The sequence below is a fragment of the Arthrobacter sp. CMU6 genome (genome assembly GCF_059090205.1).
In genome coordinates, this window is record NZ_JBNHFL010000028.1 from 25,963 (window position 1) to 42,263 (window position 16,301).

Below are 16,301 nucleotides of genomic sequence, written 5' to 3' on the forward strand. Positions count from 1 at the left end.
CCCCGCTGAGTCAACCCGGGCTCTTCCGGTGCTGGGTGGTCTGGGGCTATGGTGCGTGGAGACGTGCCGGTCGGCTGCGCCGCTGGGACGATAGGGAGGTTTGGTATGGATCCTGTGACGTTGGGGATTGCCGCGGCCGCGCTGATCGCGAAGTTCTTCGACAGTGCCGTGTCCAACGCTGGCGAGGAGGCCGGGGCCGGCCTGGTGGCGTGGATCCGGGACCGGTTCAAAGGTCATGAGGCAGAGGAGCAGGCCCTCGTCCGGGTCGAGGATGCACCGGACAGCGCCTCGCGCGTGAAGGCCCTCGAGGGTGTCATCGTGGACCGGGCCCAGGCAGACCCTGGGTTCCTGGCCCAGCTCGCCAAGTTAGTTGAGACGGCCCAGCCCGCGGCGGCGCAGGGCACGGCCACAACGTCCGGGGATCAGTCCCCCGCTTTCGGTCAGGTCGGCGGGGGAAACGTGAACGTTAACTACGGCAATACCCCGCCGCCTCCCGCGCCCGGAACCTAGGATCAGGTATGGATGTTGTGGGCGGGGGAACGGCGGGCACTGGCGGGTTCCAGAGCCCGGCCTTCGGCTCGGTCAGCAATTCCACGGTCACCATCGTGTATGGCGGGCGGCCGTTCGTGTGCAGCCTCAAACCCGCCTGGGTGCCCTTGGCCCCTACGGTCACGTCGCCCGCGAGGCTGTTGCGGGCCCGCGCGGCCGTTGTCCCGTACCTCGATCCCGCCGGTCATATGGAGATGCTCCGCGGCTGGCTCAGCACCCCGGAGCCCTTCTCCGTCCGCCTTATTGGTGGGCGGGGCGGGTCCGGGAAGACCCGCCTCGCCGTGGAACTGTGCCGCGCTGCCGCCGGAGAGGACTGGGCCGCGGGCCTCCTGGGCCCCTTCCCGCCCGAGTCGGTCCCGGCCGAACAGGTCACAGCAGGTAACGGCACCGGCCCCGGGATGCTGGTTGTTATCGACTACGCCGAGACCCGCACCAGTGAACTCGAGGCCGCCCTGCTCGCCCTGCAGCGCACCGCCGGCCCAGCACGCCGGATCCGGGTCCTGCTCCTCGTCCGCCGCGCCCCCCGGCGCACGGCGTGGACCGATGTGCTGCGCACCGGCGAGGACGAGCTCGACGCCATCCTCGACATCGCCGCCCCCCACGAGATAATCCTCGAGGAAACAGCCTGGGACCTCGGCGACCGGGAGGATCTGTACCGCAGCAGCTGGAAGGCGTTCACCGAACGCCCGCAGCAACCCGGCGGCACCACCTCCGCCGCGACCCCGCCGCTCCCGAACCTGGCCGCGGCCGGATTCGGGAACCCGCTCCTGGTCGCGGCGACCGCATACCTCGCCGTGCATGACCCCGGAAGGACCCTGCCGGACACCCGCGAAGGCCTCCTCGACGGAATCCTTGACCACGAAGCCAGCCACTGGGACCGCAGCAGCAACCGGCCTTCCGACGCCGACGGCACCGTCACCCGCCGCGCTGCCGCCATGGCCGCCCTCGCCGGAGCCGATGATGAAACCGAGGCAGCGGGGCTCCTCCACCACCTGCCCGACCTCCAAGACACAACCAGCGGGACCCGGATGTCCTGGGCACGCTGGTACCAGCGCTGCTACCCCGGCCCCCGGTTCTGGAACCCGCTCGAACCCGACCTCCTCGGCGAACACCTCATCGCGACCACCCTCACCGACTTCCCCGAAGCCCTCGCCGCTTCCATCGTCCCCGAACGCGGCCCCAACACCGCCCAGCCCCTGACCGTCCTTGCCCGGATCGCCGCCACAAACCAAACCCTGAACGCGAATTCGGGCTTCACCGCCATCGCCGCCCACGCCCTCCAAGACTCCCTCCCCGCACTCACCCGCACCGCCCTCGACGAAGCCGCGATCCCTAAAGCCGCCGTGCCCGCCGGGCCCACCATCGCCGCCGCCCTCGCCCAGGCCGTCAATGCCCTCAGCCCCCACCTCGGAGACGTGACAGAGTCCCTCAACACCCTGCCCCGCCGCTCCGTCCCGCACCTAAACGGCCTCGCCCTCGCCCTCACCCGACACCACGCCTCATGGCTACGACCCCAAACCAACCCAAACACCAGCACCGCAGCCGACCTAGCAGGCGCATTGAACGAACTTTCCAACCGACTTGCGAACATCGGGGACCGCGCCGACGCCCTGCACACCATCCGCGAAGCCGTCGACATCCGCCGACGCTTGGCCCAGGCCGATCCAGCCGCCTACACTCCCGACCTCGCCGGGTCACTGAACAACCTCGCCAATTGTCTCGCCGCCACGGGGGACCGCATCGGAGCCCTGGCCGCTATCCGCGAAGCCGTCGGACTGTACCGAGGCTTGGCCGAGGCCGAACCAGCCGACCTCGCCATGTGCCTAAACAACCTAGCCAACCGCCTCGCGGACACCGGCGACCGCACCGGAGCCCTGCACGCCATCCAAGAAGCCACAGCGCTGTACCGGGACTTGGCACAGGCCGACCCCGCCGCCTACACTCCCAACCTCGCCTCAGCCCTAAACAACCTAGCTAGAGGACTAGAGGGCACAGGCAACCGCGAGGGGGCCCTGCACGCCGTCCGCGAAGCCATCAACATCCACCGGGGACTGGCAGGGGTCGACCCCGAGGCCTACAACCCCGACTTAGCCATGTCCCTGAATAACCTCGCCACCCGTCTCTCGGACAACGGCGACTACGGCGAGGCTGTGCAAGCCGCCAGCGAAGCCACCGACATCCGACGCGGCTTGGCAGAGACTCACCCCGCCGCCTATACCCCCGGCCTTGCCTCATCCCTGAACAATCTAGCTGCCTCTCTTGCGGGTAACGGGGATCGCGACGGCGCCCTGCACGCCATACAAGAGGCAACAGAACTGTACCGGGGCCTGGCAGAGACTCATCCAGCCGCCCACACCCCTGACCTTGCCGCATCCCTGAATAACCTAGCTGCCTGTCTTGCGGGTAACGGGGATCGCGACGGCGCCCTGCACGCCATACAAGAGGCAACAGAACTCTACCGGGACCTGGCAGAGACCTTCCCAGCCGTCCACACTTCCGATCTCGCCATGTCTCTGAACAACCTCGCCGGCGGACTCGTTGGGGTCGGGAACCTCGACGGGGCGGAGCAGGCCATTGAAGAGGCAACAGATTTGTACCGGGATCTGGCCCAAGCCCATCCCGCGGCATACACGCCGGACCTCGCCACCTCCCTACACAATCTGTCAATTCGGCTCGCAGCCACCGGCAAGCTTGACAGGGCCCTGCGTGCCATCCGCGAGGCCGTCGACATCCGCTACACCCTGGCCCAGGCCCAGCGCCCCGCCTTCACCGCAGGCCTTGCCTCATCTCTAGACGTCCTGTCTAACCGTCTCGCAGACAGAGGGGACCTCAAAGGGGCGCTGCACGCCATACAGGCAGCCGTCAACATCCGCCGGGCTCTGGCCGACGCCCAGCCCGCAGCCTTCACCCCTGGTCTCGCCGTGTCGCTGAACAATTTCTCAAACCGCCTCGCGGCCGCCGGGGACCACAAGGGCGCCCTACATGCCATCCTTGAGTCCGTCGCACTTTACCGTGGACTGGCCCAGGTCCACACAGCAGCCTATATTCCCGACCTTGCCTCGTCACTCCACAACCTCTCCCTTCGGCTCGCAGACAACGGGGATCACAACGGGGCCCTGCAAACCATTCAAGAGGCTGTAGACCTGTATCAGGATCTGGCCGAGGCCCACCCTGCCGCGTTCACCGCCGACCTCGTCACGTCCTTACTAATTCAGGCCGCTGTCCTCCACGAGCTCGGGCATAATGCCAGGGCCGAAGGCACTCGAGAAAAAGCACGCAGTTTGGGTGCAGCCGAACCTCGGGAGAAGAACCATTAGATGGCTGACCTAAAGTACCTGTTGCTCTTCTGGTCCGCGCTTTTCTTGTCTAACGACATGCCGCCTTGGGACTGTGGGACTGTCAATATCGCTTTGGGTCCGGGTTGATCCGAAAGGAGACGGTCCACGACCGCGATGACAGGGACGACGATCAATCATGTGAGGGGAAAGATCGTCGATCAGAGGCCGTCTATGCAGGATCAGCAATCCCCCAAGATTCAGGCTCTTCCCCTGACTACGAGTGCTCGGGCGGTGGAAGCTGAAGTACACCTCAACCTGACACGCATGAACCTGCAGAGGTGTCAGGGCAGGGTTCGGTCCCCTGGCGGCTCTTTTCTGTCGGCGGCTTGAGAACCTCTTCGATCTCAACATGTCAGGGCTCTGTTGCCGGCGCCTGTCTGCTACTCACTACGGGGATCGGCGGTCACTCGGTAACAACGTCATACATGAGCTGGCCCTCCGCGACTCTCACGCCACCGGTCGCCTGATGCGGGGTCATCCGGCCAGCCGGCATCAAGTGCGCCGGTTTCGCTCCGTCGAGCAGCAAGGCATGGTCTGAAATCAGCCGCCGATGGCAGCGCCACCAGACCGTTTCACTGCACATGATGGCCATGCGCCGTTCTGCTGCTTCCGCCAGCACCTCGGCCAGCGCCGCGCCAAAGCCGGGCGTGCGCATGTACGCCGCGTAGGCCCGGAAGGAATCATTACGCAAGGCAGTGTCTGGCGAGACCGGCGGCAGCTTCCGGAAGCCGCCCAGCCGCTGCTCCCAGCGATAGGCGATCCCCGCCGCCGGCAGCCACTCCTCCAACCGATCTTTGCCGAAGTGCGGATGCTTCCGACTGCCCGGCCCAATCCGCACATCGACAACAGAAACAACTTCCGCCGCCCGCAGCAAGGTCCGAAAGTCCTCCTCGCTGGAGGCACCGTGGCCCACGGTGAACAGCAGCACAGGTTCGGACCTCATGGCTTCGAGCCTACCGCCGTCACAGCTCAAGGCCAGTTCATCTCGGCACCTCGCCGTCCGGGTCATGCAGTCACTGAACAGGCTGGCAATGAACAGGTATGAAAGACCAGCCAGTCAGCGGATCCCTCAGTTCAGGAGACCTCGGAAAAAATCCACAACGTCATGCAGCCGGGCACGACGGCAACCATGAACTGCTATAAACGGAAAAATTCCTGGCTCCAGGGAAGGGACGATAGTGAGAATCATGCTGCCCGTAGAACCACGGCGGCTGGCCGCCACCAGTGCGGACAGCCTCGGGGCGGCCGCCGACACCGATTACCAGCGGTTGGGCGCAAGTCATGCCGCCCTCCCCCAGACCCACCATGAAGAAGTGAACAGCCGACCAAAAAGCCCGAACAGGAGGAACGCAGTAAACACCAAGGAAGCAACAACAAAACCCCCAGCCAAATTTTTCACAGGTCATGTTGGCCGAGCCATGAACACCCATGAACTTGTATCGAACAACAACCCATCGATCCAGGAAACTAAGGAGGCAACCGGCCACAACACCGGCAAGCAATGAAAAAGGCCCCCGAGGGGGCCCAAAAGTGAACAATATGTGCACACTCAGAGGCTAGAAAGCCCCTGAACAGGGAAAACACGTGCCCGAGGTGGGACTCGAACCGGGCGCCAACCCTTGGAAACCCGCCACTCCCCCGCAAACTTCCCCAATCCGGCCCAGTCCGACGCTGGTACAACCGAATCCGAAGCCCAGGGTGTGCACAATGTGCACACCCTCTTTTTGGGTCATATTGCCAAAGCACCCAGCAGCTTGCCACGGCCCGCTGAGGCATGGAGAATCCTTCTCCACGCTCTTCGTCAGTCTGCCTTGCACGCATGTTTCGGGGCTCAGCCGGAATCCGACGAACGACATTGGCAGAGCATTTCTGTGCGGAGCAACAGCCGGCTGGAATTCAGCGAACGTCATAGGATTACGACCTCCTTCGAACATCTCATGGGCGAGACAACGGAAGAAGGCATGACCGAACCTTGCCCCACACGGGCATCGGGCGGCCAAGAGGCCCACCGCGTCCCCAGCATGACTGCATCTCCATTATCGATGTTCCTCGGAGGTACCTCGTGACGGATCGGCTGCAGCTCAAGGGGCGGCCTCCGACGTGCCCTTGCGGCTAAGGATCTGGATCACGATAAGCAAAGGGTTCGGACCCATCTCGCGTTGGTGGGTGTGACTCGATTCAGCCGATGCGCCCGGGCGTCCAGACGCGGATCAGTTCGAGCGCCACGGGAAGAGCAAGTAAAGGCTCACCCAAAATAGCCCTATCAGTATCAGAGCCCGAATCCACAAATCCCAAGAGGTGTTCCACACCCACAATCCGGCCACCCAGGGCAGGAGAATGAGGGCCTCCAGCGCCTGCAGAATCCAAGACTGCCCGCGAAAGCCCGCCCAGATGTCGCTGAACACGGTCCGGGAGCGGTTGGCGAGGGTGTAGTGCTTTTCGTCCTGGTCGCCGCGTGGTCCCCACTCGGTGATGTAGGGCTCAAGGTCATCCCAGTTTGCGTAGCGGCGCGCGGAGAGTGTTTTACCCACTCCGGCGTCCCCGTGGCAGATCCCTATTGTTCGTTCTTTTCGGACTGCGTTGGCGAACTCGTTGAAGCGTCGGTGTTCCTTGGTGACGATGAAGGTGGGGTTCATCATTAGTCCTCTTCGTAGGTGCGCAGTCGGCGCCGGCGCCGTACTGGTTCAGTGATGTGCGGTTCGTCACGGCTGGTGACTGTTGGAATGCGGTCGTTGATGGTGCGTCGCAGTTCTCTCCGGCGCGCTCTGCGTGCGGCCTCGATGTCACGCAGGCTCAAACGAAGGTTGGGGTGATCTTCGTCAATGGCGACGCAGACGAACGTGTCGTGGTCATAGACGCGGATCTCGGATACGTCCCGCGGGTCGTAGCGGATGGTGACGGTTTGCCCCACGAAGGGCGCCAGCGTGGGCGAGAGGTAGCGCTGGCCTTGAAAGTGGATGCCGTCGCGTTGCACGGTCCGGTTCTTTGGAACTGTCAGGAGGAGTCCGTCGAGGTCCTCCAGGGATTCGGGCATCCGGGGAAGCCAACCGTCCGCAACCCAAGCATCCCGTGGTGAGATACCAAGTTCGCTGTGGGGCCGGTCGTTGTAGGAGGCGACGAAGCTTCCGATGGCGCGATCCAGTCCCGGGAGATCGAGCGTGGGGCGTGGTTTCCTGTTCCCGGGCCCAAGGTGTCCGGGGAGGGTGGAGAGAACTTCGGTGTTGATGGTCCCGAAGAACCGTTCGATCTTTCCTCTGCCCTGGGGACGGCCGATGGTCGAGTGGATGATGCGGATGTGCAGCTCGATGGCGGTGCGTTCGAGGTGGTGGCTGGTGAAGTCGGAGCCGTGATCCACGTGCAGGATGTCGGGCAGCCCGCACATTGCCCAGCTGGGGTCGCTCTTACGCCAGATCGCCTGGCGGAGTGCCAGAGCGGTGTTCAGTGCTGACGGTGCACCGGTGAAGACGGTGTAGCCACAGAGCGCCCGGGAGTAATCGTCCATCACTGTCGTCAGCCAGGGCCGGTCAGGTTTCCCGGTGGCGCCGCTAATCAGGATGTCGAGCTGGGTGTGGTCCGCTTGCCAGATCTGGTTTGGGCGGTCGGCGCGGCGGCGAAGGACAAGTTCATGCCGGTCCCTATACGATGCGGGACCTTCGAGAGCCAGGGTCACCAGGGCAGGGTCCAGTGCCTGGACGATCCCGCGGACAACCGAGTAGCTAGGCGCCAGCGCGTCTCTTCTGCCCGCTTCGGTCGCGGAGAGTCTGTGCAGCGTTGCCATGCTCGGGCGGGGCTTCGTCAGTGCAAGTCCCTCGATAAACCTAACCAATCCGGGGTCTATGCGCCGCGTGCCGGCATCGGCGCGCAGTCCCAAGTCGAGAGCACTCGCACCACCAGCCCGGTAGAGCCGAAGCCAACGTTGAAGAGTGCGGGTGCTGATCCCGGTTTCACGGGCGAGGGCGGCAAGCGGGATCTGGTCCTCGACGTGAAGTCGAAGGACTTTCCAGCGCTCATCGCCGTTCAGGATTACCTACGTTCTGGTGCTCTCGCGGGCGGCGAGGGCTTGCTGGTGGCGGTAGAGAGTGGCACGGCTCCATCCAACGAGACGGGCGGCGTCTTCCGCGGTGCGTCCCTTCGCCCGGGCGTCCTGCGCGATCGCCAGCTTGTCTGCAGTTACATCCGGATCCGTCAGCGGGCGGCCAAAGCGCGTTCCGTTCTGTCTGGCGGCGGCGATGCCGGCACTGACCCGCTCGACGATCAGCTCGCGCTCATATTCAGCCAAGGTGGCGAGCATGTTCAGCATCAACCGACCTGTCGAGGTCGCCGGGTCGATACCGTCTGAGATGGGATCGGACCTGGACGCCGCGTTCGCGCAGCAGGTTCACGGTGTTCAGCACGTCGATCAATGATCGGCCCAGCCGATCGACCCGCCACACAACGACGGTGTCGCCCTCCTCGGCGTACTCGAGGAGCCTCTTCATCCGGGGCCGTTCGATCGCCGTCTTACTTCCCGAGGTTACGTCGGCGAAGACGTCGCGCTTTTGCACGCCGACGGAGAGCAGAGCGTCGAGCTGCAGCTGGGCATCCTGGTTCGAAGTACTCACCCGTGTGTAGCCCAATTGCCTCATCAAGCCATTCTGACTCAAAAAGTCCGTCACGAGGCTATGCTGAGACGATTTACGGTGAGACGTGTTTCCGGGACATCGGCCAGCCCGGTTTTCTCAGTCCGCAGCTGGCTCCTCCCGACCCCTCGAACAGTGTCTCGAAAAGCTTTTGATTTACGAGACATAGTTTTCGAGGAATCCTATCCGGCGCACCACGATTCGGCGGCGAGCATTGCGTCTCTGACTTCCTCTCCGCGGACAGCGAGTCCTTCACCGATAACCGCTGATCGGCAGGATTCTGCGTAGTCCTGTTCAGTGCTGCCCAGGCCCCTCATGGCGTAGGTCGTGACCGGATGGATGGTTTTCCCGGCGGAATCGTAGCTGTCGGCCAATGTGGTCATCTGCGGGCCACCGACGTGGGGCCGCTGGTGGTGGATCTATTTCCCCCACCGCCCGGAGGAATCGCGCTCAGCGCCTCGTCTCGTACCTGGTTAGGACCACGCCGCCGGGAAACGTCCGCGTCTCTACCAGGTTCACGGCTAGAAGTGTCTGTTCCAGAATTCATTCAGCACTGGGTCGAAGGCTGTCATGGTGTACCAGACCAAGGCCACCAAGGCGGCGAGAACAAGTGCGCATAGCAGCACCGCAACAGTTGAGGGCCTCCGCCTCTGGTTTTCATCCATGACTGCCACCATTCATCATTGAAGGCTTCGATTAGGATGTTAATAATGCATCCGCAGCCACATAAAGGCTAGACCCAGCAAATTGACAGCTTAAATACAGCAACTTGGTGTACGCAGCTCATTTGTACCTTACAAAGGGAAAGCGTCGGGTCAATGATGGATGCTGTGGGCTCGCGACTCGGGTCCCGTACCGGAAACCGCCCCGGTGGCCAACTGCGGGAATGTGCTGTCCGGCAGGTGTGCCAGGGCTTCGGTCGGATAGCCAGGGGTAGCCGGGAGACCAAGGTATTTCCCAATTCACAGATGTCGAAGTCGCCGCGGCGTGCTTGTCAGGTAGCTAAATAGTTCCTCGGTGCGGCTTCGCTGCATTGCGGTCTGAGTGCCAACGTTCTTCATTCATTTGGGGCGGGCGCTCCGTATATGACGGCGAGGTTAGTGAAGTCGATGGCATCGGGAACGGGGTTCGTGTTGTCATTGGTGGTTTCATTCATGACGGTATTCCGGTCCGTGCGATGAACGAGTCCTAACGCGTGGCCCATCTCATGGACGACGGTAGCCAGTGCCCCGTTGTCGCTGGACCGGTCAAGCGGCCTGGTGTAGAGGGTGATGGTCCCGCCGGACCGTCTGCCACCCGTGGCCCTTCCGCGGAACTCACCGTCAGTTCCCCGCTCGTTCGGGGAGACTTTTTCTTCGACGGTGACGCAGTTTCCGCCTTCCTTGCATTCCTCAACGGCCAGAGCCTCAATGCACGGGCTGGCGGACCAGATGGACGCCGCATCTTCCACCAGCCTCTCGTACCGGCCGGACAGTCCTGTGGTTTCAAAGTGGACAGTTACTTCGACACCGTCCGTATGAGGCCAGGGCTTCTCGGGCGCATCCTCGGGATCCATGTCGTGCTGTTCGCCATTTCGCGTCAACGCGCACTCGCTGGCATGGGCTAGGGCTTCAGAACGCGCCGGAACCGACGATGAAGAGCACGCCCAAAGCACCACCACAATCGCGAGGGCGACCAGATAAAGGGCCAAGGGGCGGCGTTTCATGGCCGGCTCCAGTCGGCAACAGCTTTATGCCGCAATTGACCAGTTCCTCCCTCGGAAAGTCGAGTAATCGTAGCTTATCAAAGATGACTTGAACAGGCCTTTGAATGAGTTTGGAGCTCCGCGAAGAGCGATCACGACCGCACGCGAAGAGTTACCAAGTAGTTAATCCGTGTGAATGCAGGTATGCCAGTGGCCGGTCATTCAGAAAGGCAAGTAGCGGGTACTGGTGCGTCTGAGGATTGTCGTCCCTATTGTCGTTGCCAAGGATCGGACGATCACACCATGCGCAGACTCGCTGTTCAGGGGATTGGGATATTGCGCTATGCACGAAAAGCACCTGATGCCGGAAAAACAATATTCATCCTTCTCGCGTGTGCTGCGACTTTCGGTCTTGCGGCACTGTTCCCGAAGTCAGCTGGGTTCCGGACCCAGGGCCGGGGCCCTCGCCGAGGCAAGAAGGAACCCTCGGATGACCAGTTCTGAACGTGGGGAGTGCAGGTTCATAGCTGTTGCCTGCGGACGTTTTCTGTACCGTGTCCAAGGCCTGTCCAAGGGCGGCAAACGACCTCGAAGTCATCAACATATCCATCACACCAGCTGACGGACATGAGGACGTCGTTACAGCGTCGGCGCGGGTCTGACCCCCGGCGTGCGAGAACGCGAAGCCCCGACGCTTCACTGCGCTCACGCCAGCTGGTGGCAGCGCGCCGGGCGGCCCGCCCCGAGCTGCCGCCAGGAATTGACGACATCTGCAGGGACAGTGTCGACCATTACTTCCTGCCCCCGCGAACGGCAGTAGGCATCGCGATCCGCAGGAGAACGGCAGCTGGTCTGAGCAGCGGGCCGGCTGAGCGGCTGCTCAGTTAGTCACTTCGAAGGAAAGAACGGGCGATATGAGGAAAAAGACGAGGACAACGATTGACGCGGTTCGCCCCGCCGAGCTGCGGGGCGAACTGTCCACGGGTGCGGTTTCAGCCACGGGGGCGGTCCTGACCTGCGCCGCGGTGGACCAGGGAGCGCGCTGGCGCCCTGGTGAGCGGCTCCATCAGTTGTTCGAGGATCGGTGCGATCGGCTTCGCAATGAGGGGCTCGGCCACCACCTGGCGCTGGATGCGGGGCACGCCGCCTGGAGTTACCCGGAGCTGGATCGGCGGGCGAACCAGCTCGCTCGCCACCTGCTGACCTGCGGTGCGCGGCCGGGGGACCGGATTGCGCTGCTCTTCGATCAGCCCTCGCAGGCATACGTCGCGATGCTGGCGGTGCTGAAGGTCCACGCGGCCTACGTGCCGCTGGATCCCGGGTTTCCCGCTGACCGCCTGAAATACATTGTTGAAGATGCCGATGTGACGGTGATCCTCTCGCTCTCTCACCTGAAGGATCTTTTGCCGGAAGTGGCTGCCCTGACGGTGTGTCTTGACCACGTGCGTGCACATGTCGAGGCCGAGAACCCTTCCCGTCTGGACCAGTTGGATATGGGCGGGGTGGAGGATGAGCTGGCGTATATCATTTACACGTCGGGATCGACCGGCCGGCCTAAGGGCGTGGCCGTAGAGCATGCCAGTATCTGCAACTTTGTCCGAGTTGCCTCCGACGTGTATGGCGTTGAACCGACCGACCGCGTGTACCAGGGCATGACGATCGCCTTTGACTTCTCGGTGGAGGAAATTTGGGTGTCCTGGATGGCCGGGGCCACGCTCGTACCCAAACCCGGAGGGTCCAGCCTGCTGGGCGCCGAGCTGGCCGAGTATCTGACCGAACAACGCATCACGGCCCTGTGCTGCGTGCCGACGCTGTTGGCGACCATCGACGAGGACCTGCCCGCTCTCCGGTTCCTGCTGGTCTCCGGGGAAGCCTGCCCGAAAGACCTGGTCACGAGGTGGCACCGCCCGGGTCGGAGGTTCCTGAATGTCTACGGACCAACCGAGGCCACGGTCACCGCCACCTGGGCCCTGGTCGACCCCGACAGGCCGGTGTCCCTGGGCGTGCCCCTTCCCACCTACTCGGCTGTCATCCTGGATCCCGAGGAGTGCCGCGCGCTGCCGGCCGGTGAAACGGGGGAGATTGGCTTGGCAGGGGTCGGGCTGGCACGGGGATATGTTAACCGCCCGGATTTGACTGACAGGGCCTTCATTCCCGACTTTCTTGGAATCGGCAACAATCCCTCCGGCCGGATTTACCGTACCGGGGACTTGGGCCGGATCAACGCGGACGGGGACGTCGAATATCTGGGCCGCATCGACACCCAGGTCAAGATCCGCGGCTACCGCATCGAGCTGACCGAAGTCGAATCCTTTCTCCTGCAGCTGCCCGGAATCGCGCAGGCCGTCGTCGATACTTATGAACCCGAGCCTGGGATGGTGGAGCTGGCCGCTTATTACACCCTGCGGCAGGATGTCGTGAGCATCGATGCACATGAGATCTACCGGATGCTCCGCACCCGGCTTCCCGGCTACATGGTCCCTGCCTACTTCGAAGAGCTCGAGTCCATCCCCCTGATGGCCAGCAACAAGGCGGACCGGAAGCGTTTACCCCAGCCCACCCACAGGCTCAGTCTGGCCGGCACAGGCCCCTACACCGCCCCGGTGACAGCCGCCGAAGAAGCCCTGGCGGAACAGCTCGGCGCAGTCCTCGGTCTGGAGCGGGTCTCGACCGACGCACACTTTTTCAACGACCTCGGCGCGAACTCCCTGCTGATGGCTCACTTCTGCGCCCGCGCCAGAAAAGAAACCGAGCTGCCGGCCGCGGCCATGCAGGACATTTACCAACACCCGACCATCCGGCAGCTGGCCCTGCTGCTCACAGCAAGGACTGCAGCAGATCCTGCACCTGTCCGCCCCGGGACGGAGCAGGTGGCATCGGAACCGGCGAGACTCCCCAGCACATTCAAATACGTGCTTTGCGGGGCCATCCAGCTGCTGATTTTCCTGGGCTACACCATGTACGCTGCCTTCCTGCTTGTCATCGGCTTCGAGTGGGTTTCGGCCGGGACCGATCCACTGGACATGTGGCTCCGGTCCATCGGCTTCGGCGCCGCCACATTCCTGGCACTGTCCGTCTCCCCAATCATCATGAAGTGGGTCCTGGTCGGCCGCTGGAAGCCGCGAGAGATACAGATCTGGAGCCTCGCGTACATCCGTTTCTGGGCCGTGAAGACACTGACCCGGGCCAACCCCCTCGTGATGTTCGTCGGATCACCGCTCTACGTGTTCTACCTGCGCCTCCTGGGAGCCAAAATCGGAAAAGGCGTGGCGATCTTCTCCCGCACGGTGCCGGTGTGCACGGACCTGCTCACGATCGGTGACGACACCGTCATCCATAAGAACTCCTACTTTCTCTGCTACCGGGCACGGTCCGGGGTCATCGAGACAGGACCGGTAACCCTGGGCAGAAACGTCCTTGTCTCGGAGAAAACCACCCTCGATATCGGCACCTCAATGGGAAACGACACCCAGCTCGGGCACGCCTCGTCACTGCAGACGTCGCAGTCCATACCGGCGGGAGAGACTTGGCACGGGACCCCCGCCGCGCGCACCAGCACGGACTACCGGCGGGTCCCCGCCAAGAACTGCAGCACCCGCCGGCGAGTCATCTTCAGCCTGCTCCAGCTGGTCAACCGGCTTGTCCTGGTTATTCCCGGCGGTATCCTCGTGCTGGCCGCGCTGCTGCCCGCCTATCTGGCGACCGACGACCTGAATCTTGGCGAGCCCAACTTCTTTTTCCACGTTATGGCCGCAAGCCTGGTCTTGTTCATTCTGAGCCTGATCACCGGGCTGGTCTATGTCTTCACCGTCCCACGCCTGCTGAACCGCTTCCTCAAACCCGACATCGTCTATCCGCTCTACGGCGTGCATTTTACGATTCAGCGCATGATCGCCCGGATCACGAACGCCAAACTGTACAGGGACCTGTTCGGCGACAGCTCCTACATCGTGCACTACCTGCAGGCCCTCGGCTATGACCTGGGCAAGGTCGAACAGACCGGATCCAACTTTGGCCCTGAGGTTGCCCACGAGTCGCCCTATCTGTCCTCCGTCGGATCCGGAACCATGGTCTCCGACGGTCTGAACCTCATGAACGGCGACTTCACCAGCTCATCCTTCCGGGTCACACGCGTCAGGATCGCCGGCCGCAACTTCCTCGGCAACGATCTCACCTTCCCCCCCGGAGCGCGTGTCGGGGAGAACTGCCTGCTGGCAACGAAAGCGATGATTCCGATAGACGGCCCGGTCCGATCCGACGTCGGCCTGCTCGGATCACCAGCCTTCGAGATTCCCCGGTCCGTGCAACGGGACGCCCAGTTTGATGAGCTGAAGATCGCGGAGGCGAAAAACCGGCTCCTTCCGGCGAAGAACCGGCACAATATCCTGACTATGGGGCTGTTCCTTACCGTGCGGTGGTTCCAGCTTTTCACCGCCACCGTCGCCGGCGCGGTGGCCGTGTCCTTTTACGAGATCCTCGGCGTGCTGGCCGTGGCCCTCGCATCGCTGGCGTTCCTCGTCTTCAACATCCTCTTCACCGTGGTGGTGGAGCGCTCTGTATTGGGCTTCGGCCGCCTGAAGCCTCAATACTGCTCCATCTACGACCCGTACTTCTGGCACCACGAACGACTGTGGAAGCTGCTGGCCATCCCGCCGTTCAACGGGACACCCTTCAAGCCGATCATCTGGCGGATGCTCGGCGTCAGGGTCGGCAAGCGACTCTACGATGCCGGCGTCGACGTGACGGAGAAAACCCTGGTCACGATCGGTGATGACTGCGCCCTCAACGAAGGCACAGCCATCCAGAGCCACTCCCTCGAAGACGGAACCTTCAAATCCGACCACATCGTGCTGGGCAACCGCTGCTCACTCGGAGTCACCGCCTTCGTCCATTACGGCGTGACCATGCACCATGGAACCACACTCAAGGCCGACGCCTTCCTGATGAAGGGCGAGGACGTGCCCGAAGGCGCAGTATTCGCTGGCAACCCGGCCCGCGAGGCGCCGGATCCCGCACGATGGGCGCCCCCCACGACCGGAGGACCGCGTCACAGGGCAACCGACAGGACAGCGCGCGGAGACCGGAAACCCTCAAGCGGCACCCACAGGAAAGTGCGGTCCCGGGTGCCGCGGCAACGCGAATCGGCACTGACCGGATCTTAGACGAGTGAGTACGTCTCTGCTTAGAGATCATAGGCAACGTTGAACGCGAACCGCGGGAGCTACGCTCTTAGTCGGCGTCTGGCTGCGCTCCTCCTTGATGCTTTTTTGGCGGTGAAGGCGCAAAAAGCTACGGCGATGACCGAGCCGTCAGCAGCGCTGTCAATCCGTTTTGCACCTATTCGGCTGCACCCTGATCTAATAGGGTGGCAGATCATTCGAACCTTGCTGCAGACGAACAGGACAGCAGGGTGTTTCTGGGTCATGAGGGCGTTGTTTCCTTTGTGAGTGAGTCGACCAGGGTTTTGACCCGGACGTGGATCTTGTCGCGGATTTCCCGGACCGTGTCGAGGGGCTGGTCGGCCGGGTCTGGCAGGTCCCAGTCCTCGTAGCGTTTGCCGGGGTAGATGGGGCAGGAGTCCCCGGAGCCCATGGTGATGACAACATCGGAGGCACGCACGACGTCGTCGGTGAGCGGCTTGGGGTAGTTCTGTGACAGGTCCAGACCCATCTCGGTCATCACGGCCACGACGGCGGGATCGAGTTCGGCGGCCGGCAGGGAGCCTGCTGAGCGGACGTGGATCCTGCCCTTAGCTTCGACGGTAAGCAGGGCGGCGGCCATCTGGGACCGGCCCGCGTTCTGCACACAGACGAACAAGACCTCGGGCACCTCGGAGGCGATAGCTCCCTTGGACTTGGCCAGCGCGCTGAGCCGGTCGCTGGCGAAGTGCTCGGTGGTGGCGGGCAGGTAGGTGGTGATTCTCGCGGTCCGGGCCAGGGCTGTGTAGGACTCGAAGACATAGCGTTCGACGGTTTCGGCGGCGAAGATCCCGGCGAATCTTTCGCCGAGGCGGGCGCTGATCCGGTGCAGGACCTCGGTGTTGTCCTGCAGGCCCAGGCTGGTCTCACGGTTCTCGGTCATGGCAGCACTCCAATGGTTGGGTTTACTGTC

10 protein-coding genes and 2 pseudogenes are annotated in these 16,301 nt (G+C 63.1%); 4 read left to right on the forward strand and 8 right to left on the reverse strand.

Annotated elements, in window-relative coordinates; all coding sequences use genetic code 11:
* Nucleotides 1-105: 105 nt before the first annotated feature.
* Together AC5RWD_RS17940 and AC5RWD_RS17945 are read left to right on the forward strand one after the other, a co-directional pair.
* Nucleotides 106-510 (forward strand): hypothetical protein, encoded by a 405-nt coding sequence (locus tag AC5RWD_RS17940; protein WP_494021304.1) that lies wholly within the window; start codon nt 106-108, stop codon nt 508-510.
* Nucleotides 511-518: 8 nt separating this feature from the next.
* Nucleotides 519-3,866, forward strand: a complete 3,348-nt coding sequence (locus tag AC5RWD_RS17945; protein ID WP_494021305.1) for a tetratricopeptide repeat protein — start codon at nt 519-521, stop codon at nt 3,864-3,866.
* A 424-nt stretch (nt 3,867-4,290) separates the two neighbouring features.
* Here the strand turns inward: AC5RWD_RS17945 and AC5RWD_RS17950 are convergent, their stop codons facing one another.
* Nucleotides 4,291-4,830 carry a DUF488 domain-containing protein gene (locus AC5RWD_RS17950; protein ID WP_494021306.1) on the reverse strand — a complete coding sequence of 180 codons (540 nt, stop codon included), beginning with the start codon at nt 4,828-4,830 and terminating at the stop codon, nt 4,291-4,293.
* A 235-nt stretch (nt 4,831-5,065) separates the two neighbouring features.
* Between AC5RWD_RS17950 and AC5RWD_RS17955 the strand changes: the two genes are divergently transcribed.
* On the forward strand, nt 5,066-5,392 hold the full coding sequence (locus tag AC5RWD_RS17955; protein ID WP_494021307.1) for a hypothetical protein: 327 nt from the start codon (nt 5,066-5,068) through the stop codon (nt 5,390-5,392).
* 705 nt (nt 5,393-6,097) lie between these two features.
* On the opposite strand, the gene AC5RWD_RS17960 is transcribed toward AC5RWD_RS17955, so the two are convergent.
* The 6 genes and pseudogenes from AC5RWD_RS17960 to AC5RWD_RS17985 all read right to left on the reverse strand — a co-directional run bounded on the left by AC5RWD_RS17960 (nt 6,098) and on the right by AC5RWD_RS17985 (nt 10,211).
* The gene (locus AC5RWD_RS17960) at nt 6,098-6,523 is read right to left on the reverse strand and encodes an AAA family ATPase (RefSeq protein WP_494021308.1); all 426 of its coding nucleotides are present in this window, start codon (nt 6,521-6,523) and stop codon (nt 6,098-6,100) included.
* Between the two features lie 2 nt (nt 6,524-6,525).
* The gene (locus AC5RWD_RS17965; RefSeq protein WP_494021346.1) at nt 6,526-7,911 is read right to left on the reverse strand and encodes a TnsB C-terminal domain-containing protein; all 1,386 of its coding nucleotides are present in this window, start codon (nt 7,909-7,911) and stop codon (nt 6,526-6,528) included.
* A 3-nt stretch (nt 7,912-7,914) separates the two neighbouring features.
* Nucleotides 7,915-8,512: pseudogene (locus AC5RWD_RS17970) on the reverse strand (recombinase family protein).
* A 176-nt stretch (nt 8,513-8,688) separates the two neighbouring features.
* Nucleotides 8,689-8,889, reverse strand: coding sequence for a hypothetical protein (locus AC5RWD_RS17975; protein ID WP_494021309.1), 201 nt, complete (start codon nt 8,887-8,889; stop codon nt 8,689-8,691).
* A gap of 67 nt (nt 8,890-8,956) precedes the next feature.
* Nucleotides 8,957-9,025, reverse strand: a pseudogene (locus AC5RWD_RS17980) (dihydrofolate reductase family protein); the annotation flags it as partial.
* 538 nt (nt 9,026-9,563) lie between these two features.
* Entirely contained in the window at nt 9,564-10,211 is a 648-nt protein-coding gene (locus AC5RWD_RS17985) for a matrixin family metalloprotease (protein WP_494021310.1), read from the reverse strand.
* Between the two features lie 893 nt (nt 10,212-11,104).
* Between AC5RWD_RS17985 and AC5RWD_RS17990 the strand changes: the two genes are divergently transcribed.
* On the forward strand, nt 11,105-15,352 hold the full coding sequence (locus tag AC5RWD_RS17990; protein ID WP_494021311.1) for a Pls/PosA family non-ribosomal peptide synthetase: 4,248 nt from the start codon (nt 11,105-11,107) through the stop codon (nt 15,350-15,352).
* A gap of 259 nt (nt 15,353-15,611) precedes the next feature.
* Here AC5RWD_RS17990 and AC5RWD_RS17995 read toward each other — a convergent pair whose 3' ends face one another.
* Nucleotides 15,612-16,271 carry an arsenate reductase ArsC gene (locus AC5RWD_RS17995; RefSeq protein WP_494021312.1) on the reverse strand — a complete coding sequence of 220 codons (660 nt, stop codon included), beginning with the start codon at nt 16,269-16,271 and terminating at the stop codon, nt 15,612-15,614.
* Between the last annotated feature and the right edge of the window lie 30 nt (nt 16,272-16,301).

Bases quoted from the DNA above. Each gene is read 5' to 3' on its own strand.
- AC5RWD_RS17960 (WP_494021308.1), bottom strand. From the start codon at position 6,523: ATGAACCCCACCTTCATCGTCACCAAGGAACACCGACGCTTCAACGAG.
- AC5RWD_RS17995 (WP_494021312.1), bottom strand. From the start codon at position 16,271: ATGACCGAGAACCGTGAGACCAGCCTGGGCCTGCAGGACAACACCGAG.
- AC5RWD_RS17985 (WP_494021310.1), bottom strand. From the start codon at position 10,211: ATGAAACGCCGCCCCTTGGCCCTTTATCTGGTCGCCCTCGCGATTGTG.
- AC5RWD_RS17950 (WP_494021306.1), bottom strand. From the start codon at position 4,830: ATGAGGTCCGAACCTGTGCTGCTGTTCACCGTGGGCCACGGTGCCTCC.
- AC5RWD_RS17945 (WP_494021305.1), top strand. From the start codon at position 519: ATGGATGTTGTGGGCGGGGGAACGGCGGGCACTGGCGGGTTCCAGAGC.
- AC5RWD_RS17990 (WP_494021311.1), top strand. From the start codon at position 11,105: ATGAGGAAAAAGACGAGGACAACGATTGACGCGGTTCGCCCCGCCGAG.
- AC5RWD_RS17975 (WP_494021309.1), bottom strand. From the start codon at position 8,889: ATGACCACATTGGCCGACAGCTACGATTCCGCCGGGAAAACCATCCAT.
- AC5RWD_RS17940 (WP_494021304.1), top strand. From the start codon at position 106: ATGGATCCTGTGACGTTGGGGATTGCCGCGGCCGCGCTGATCGCGAAG.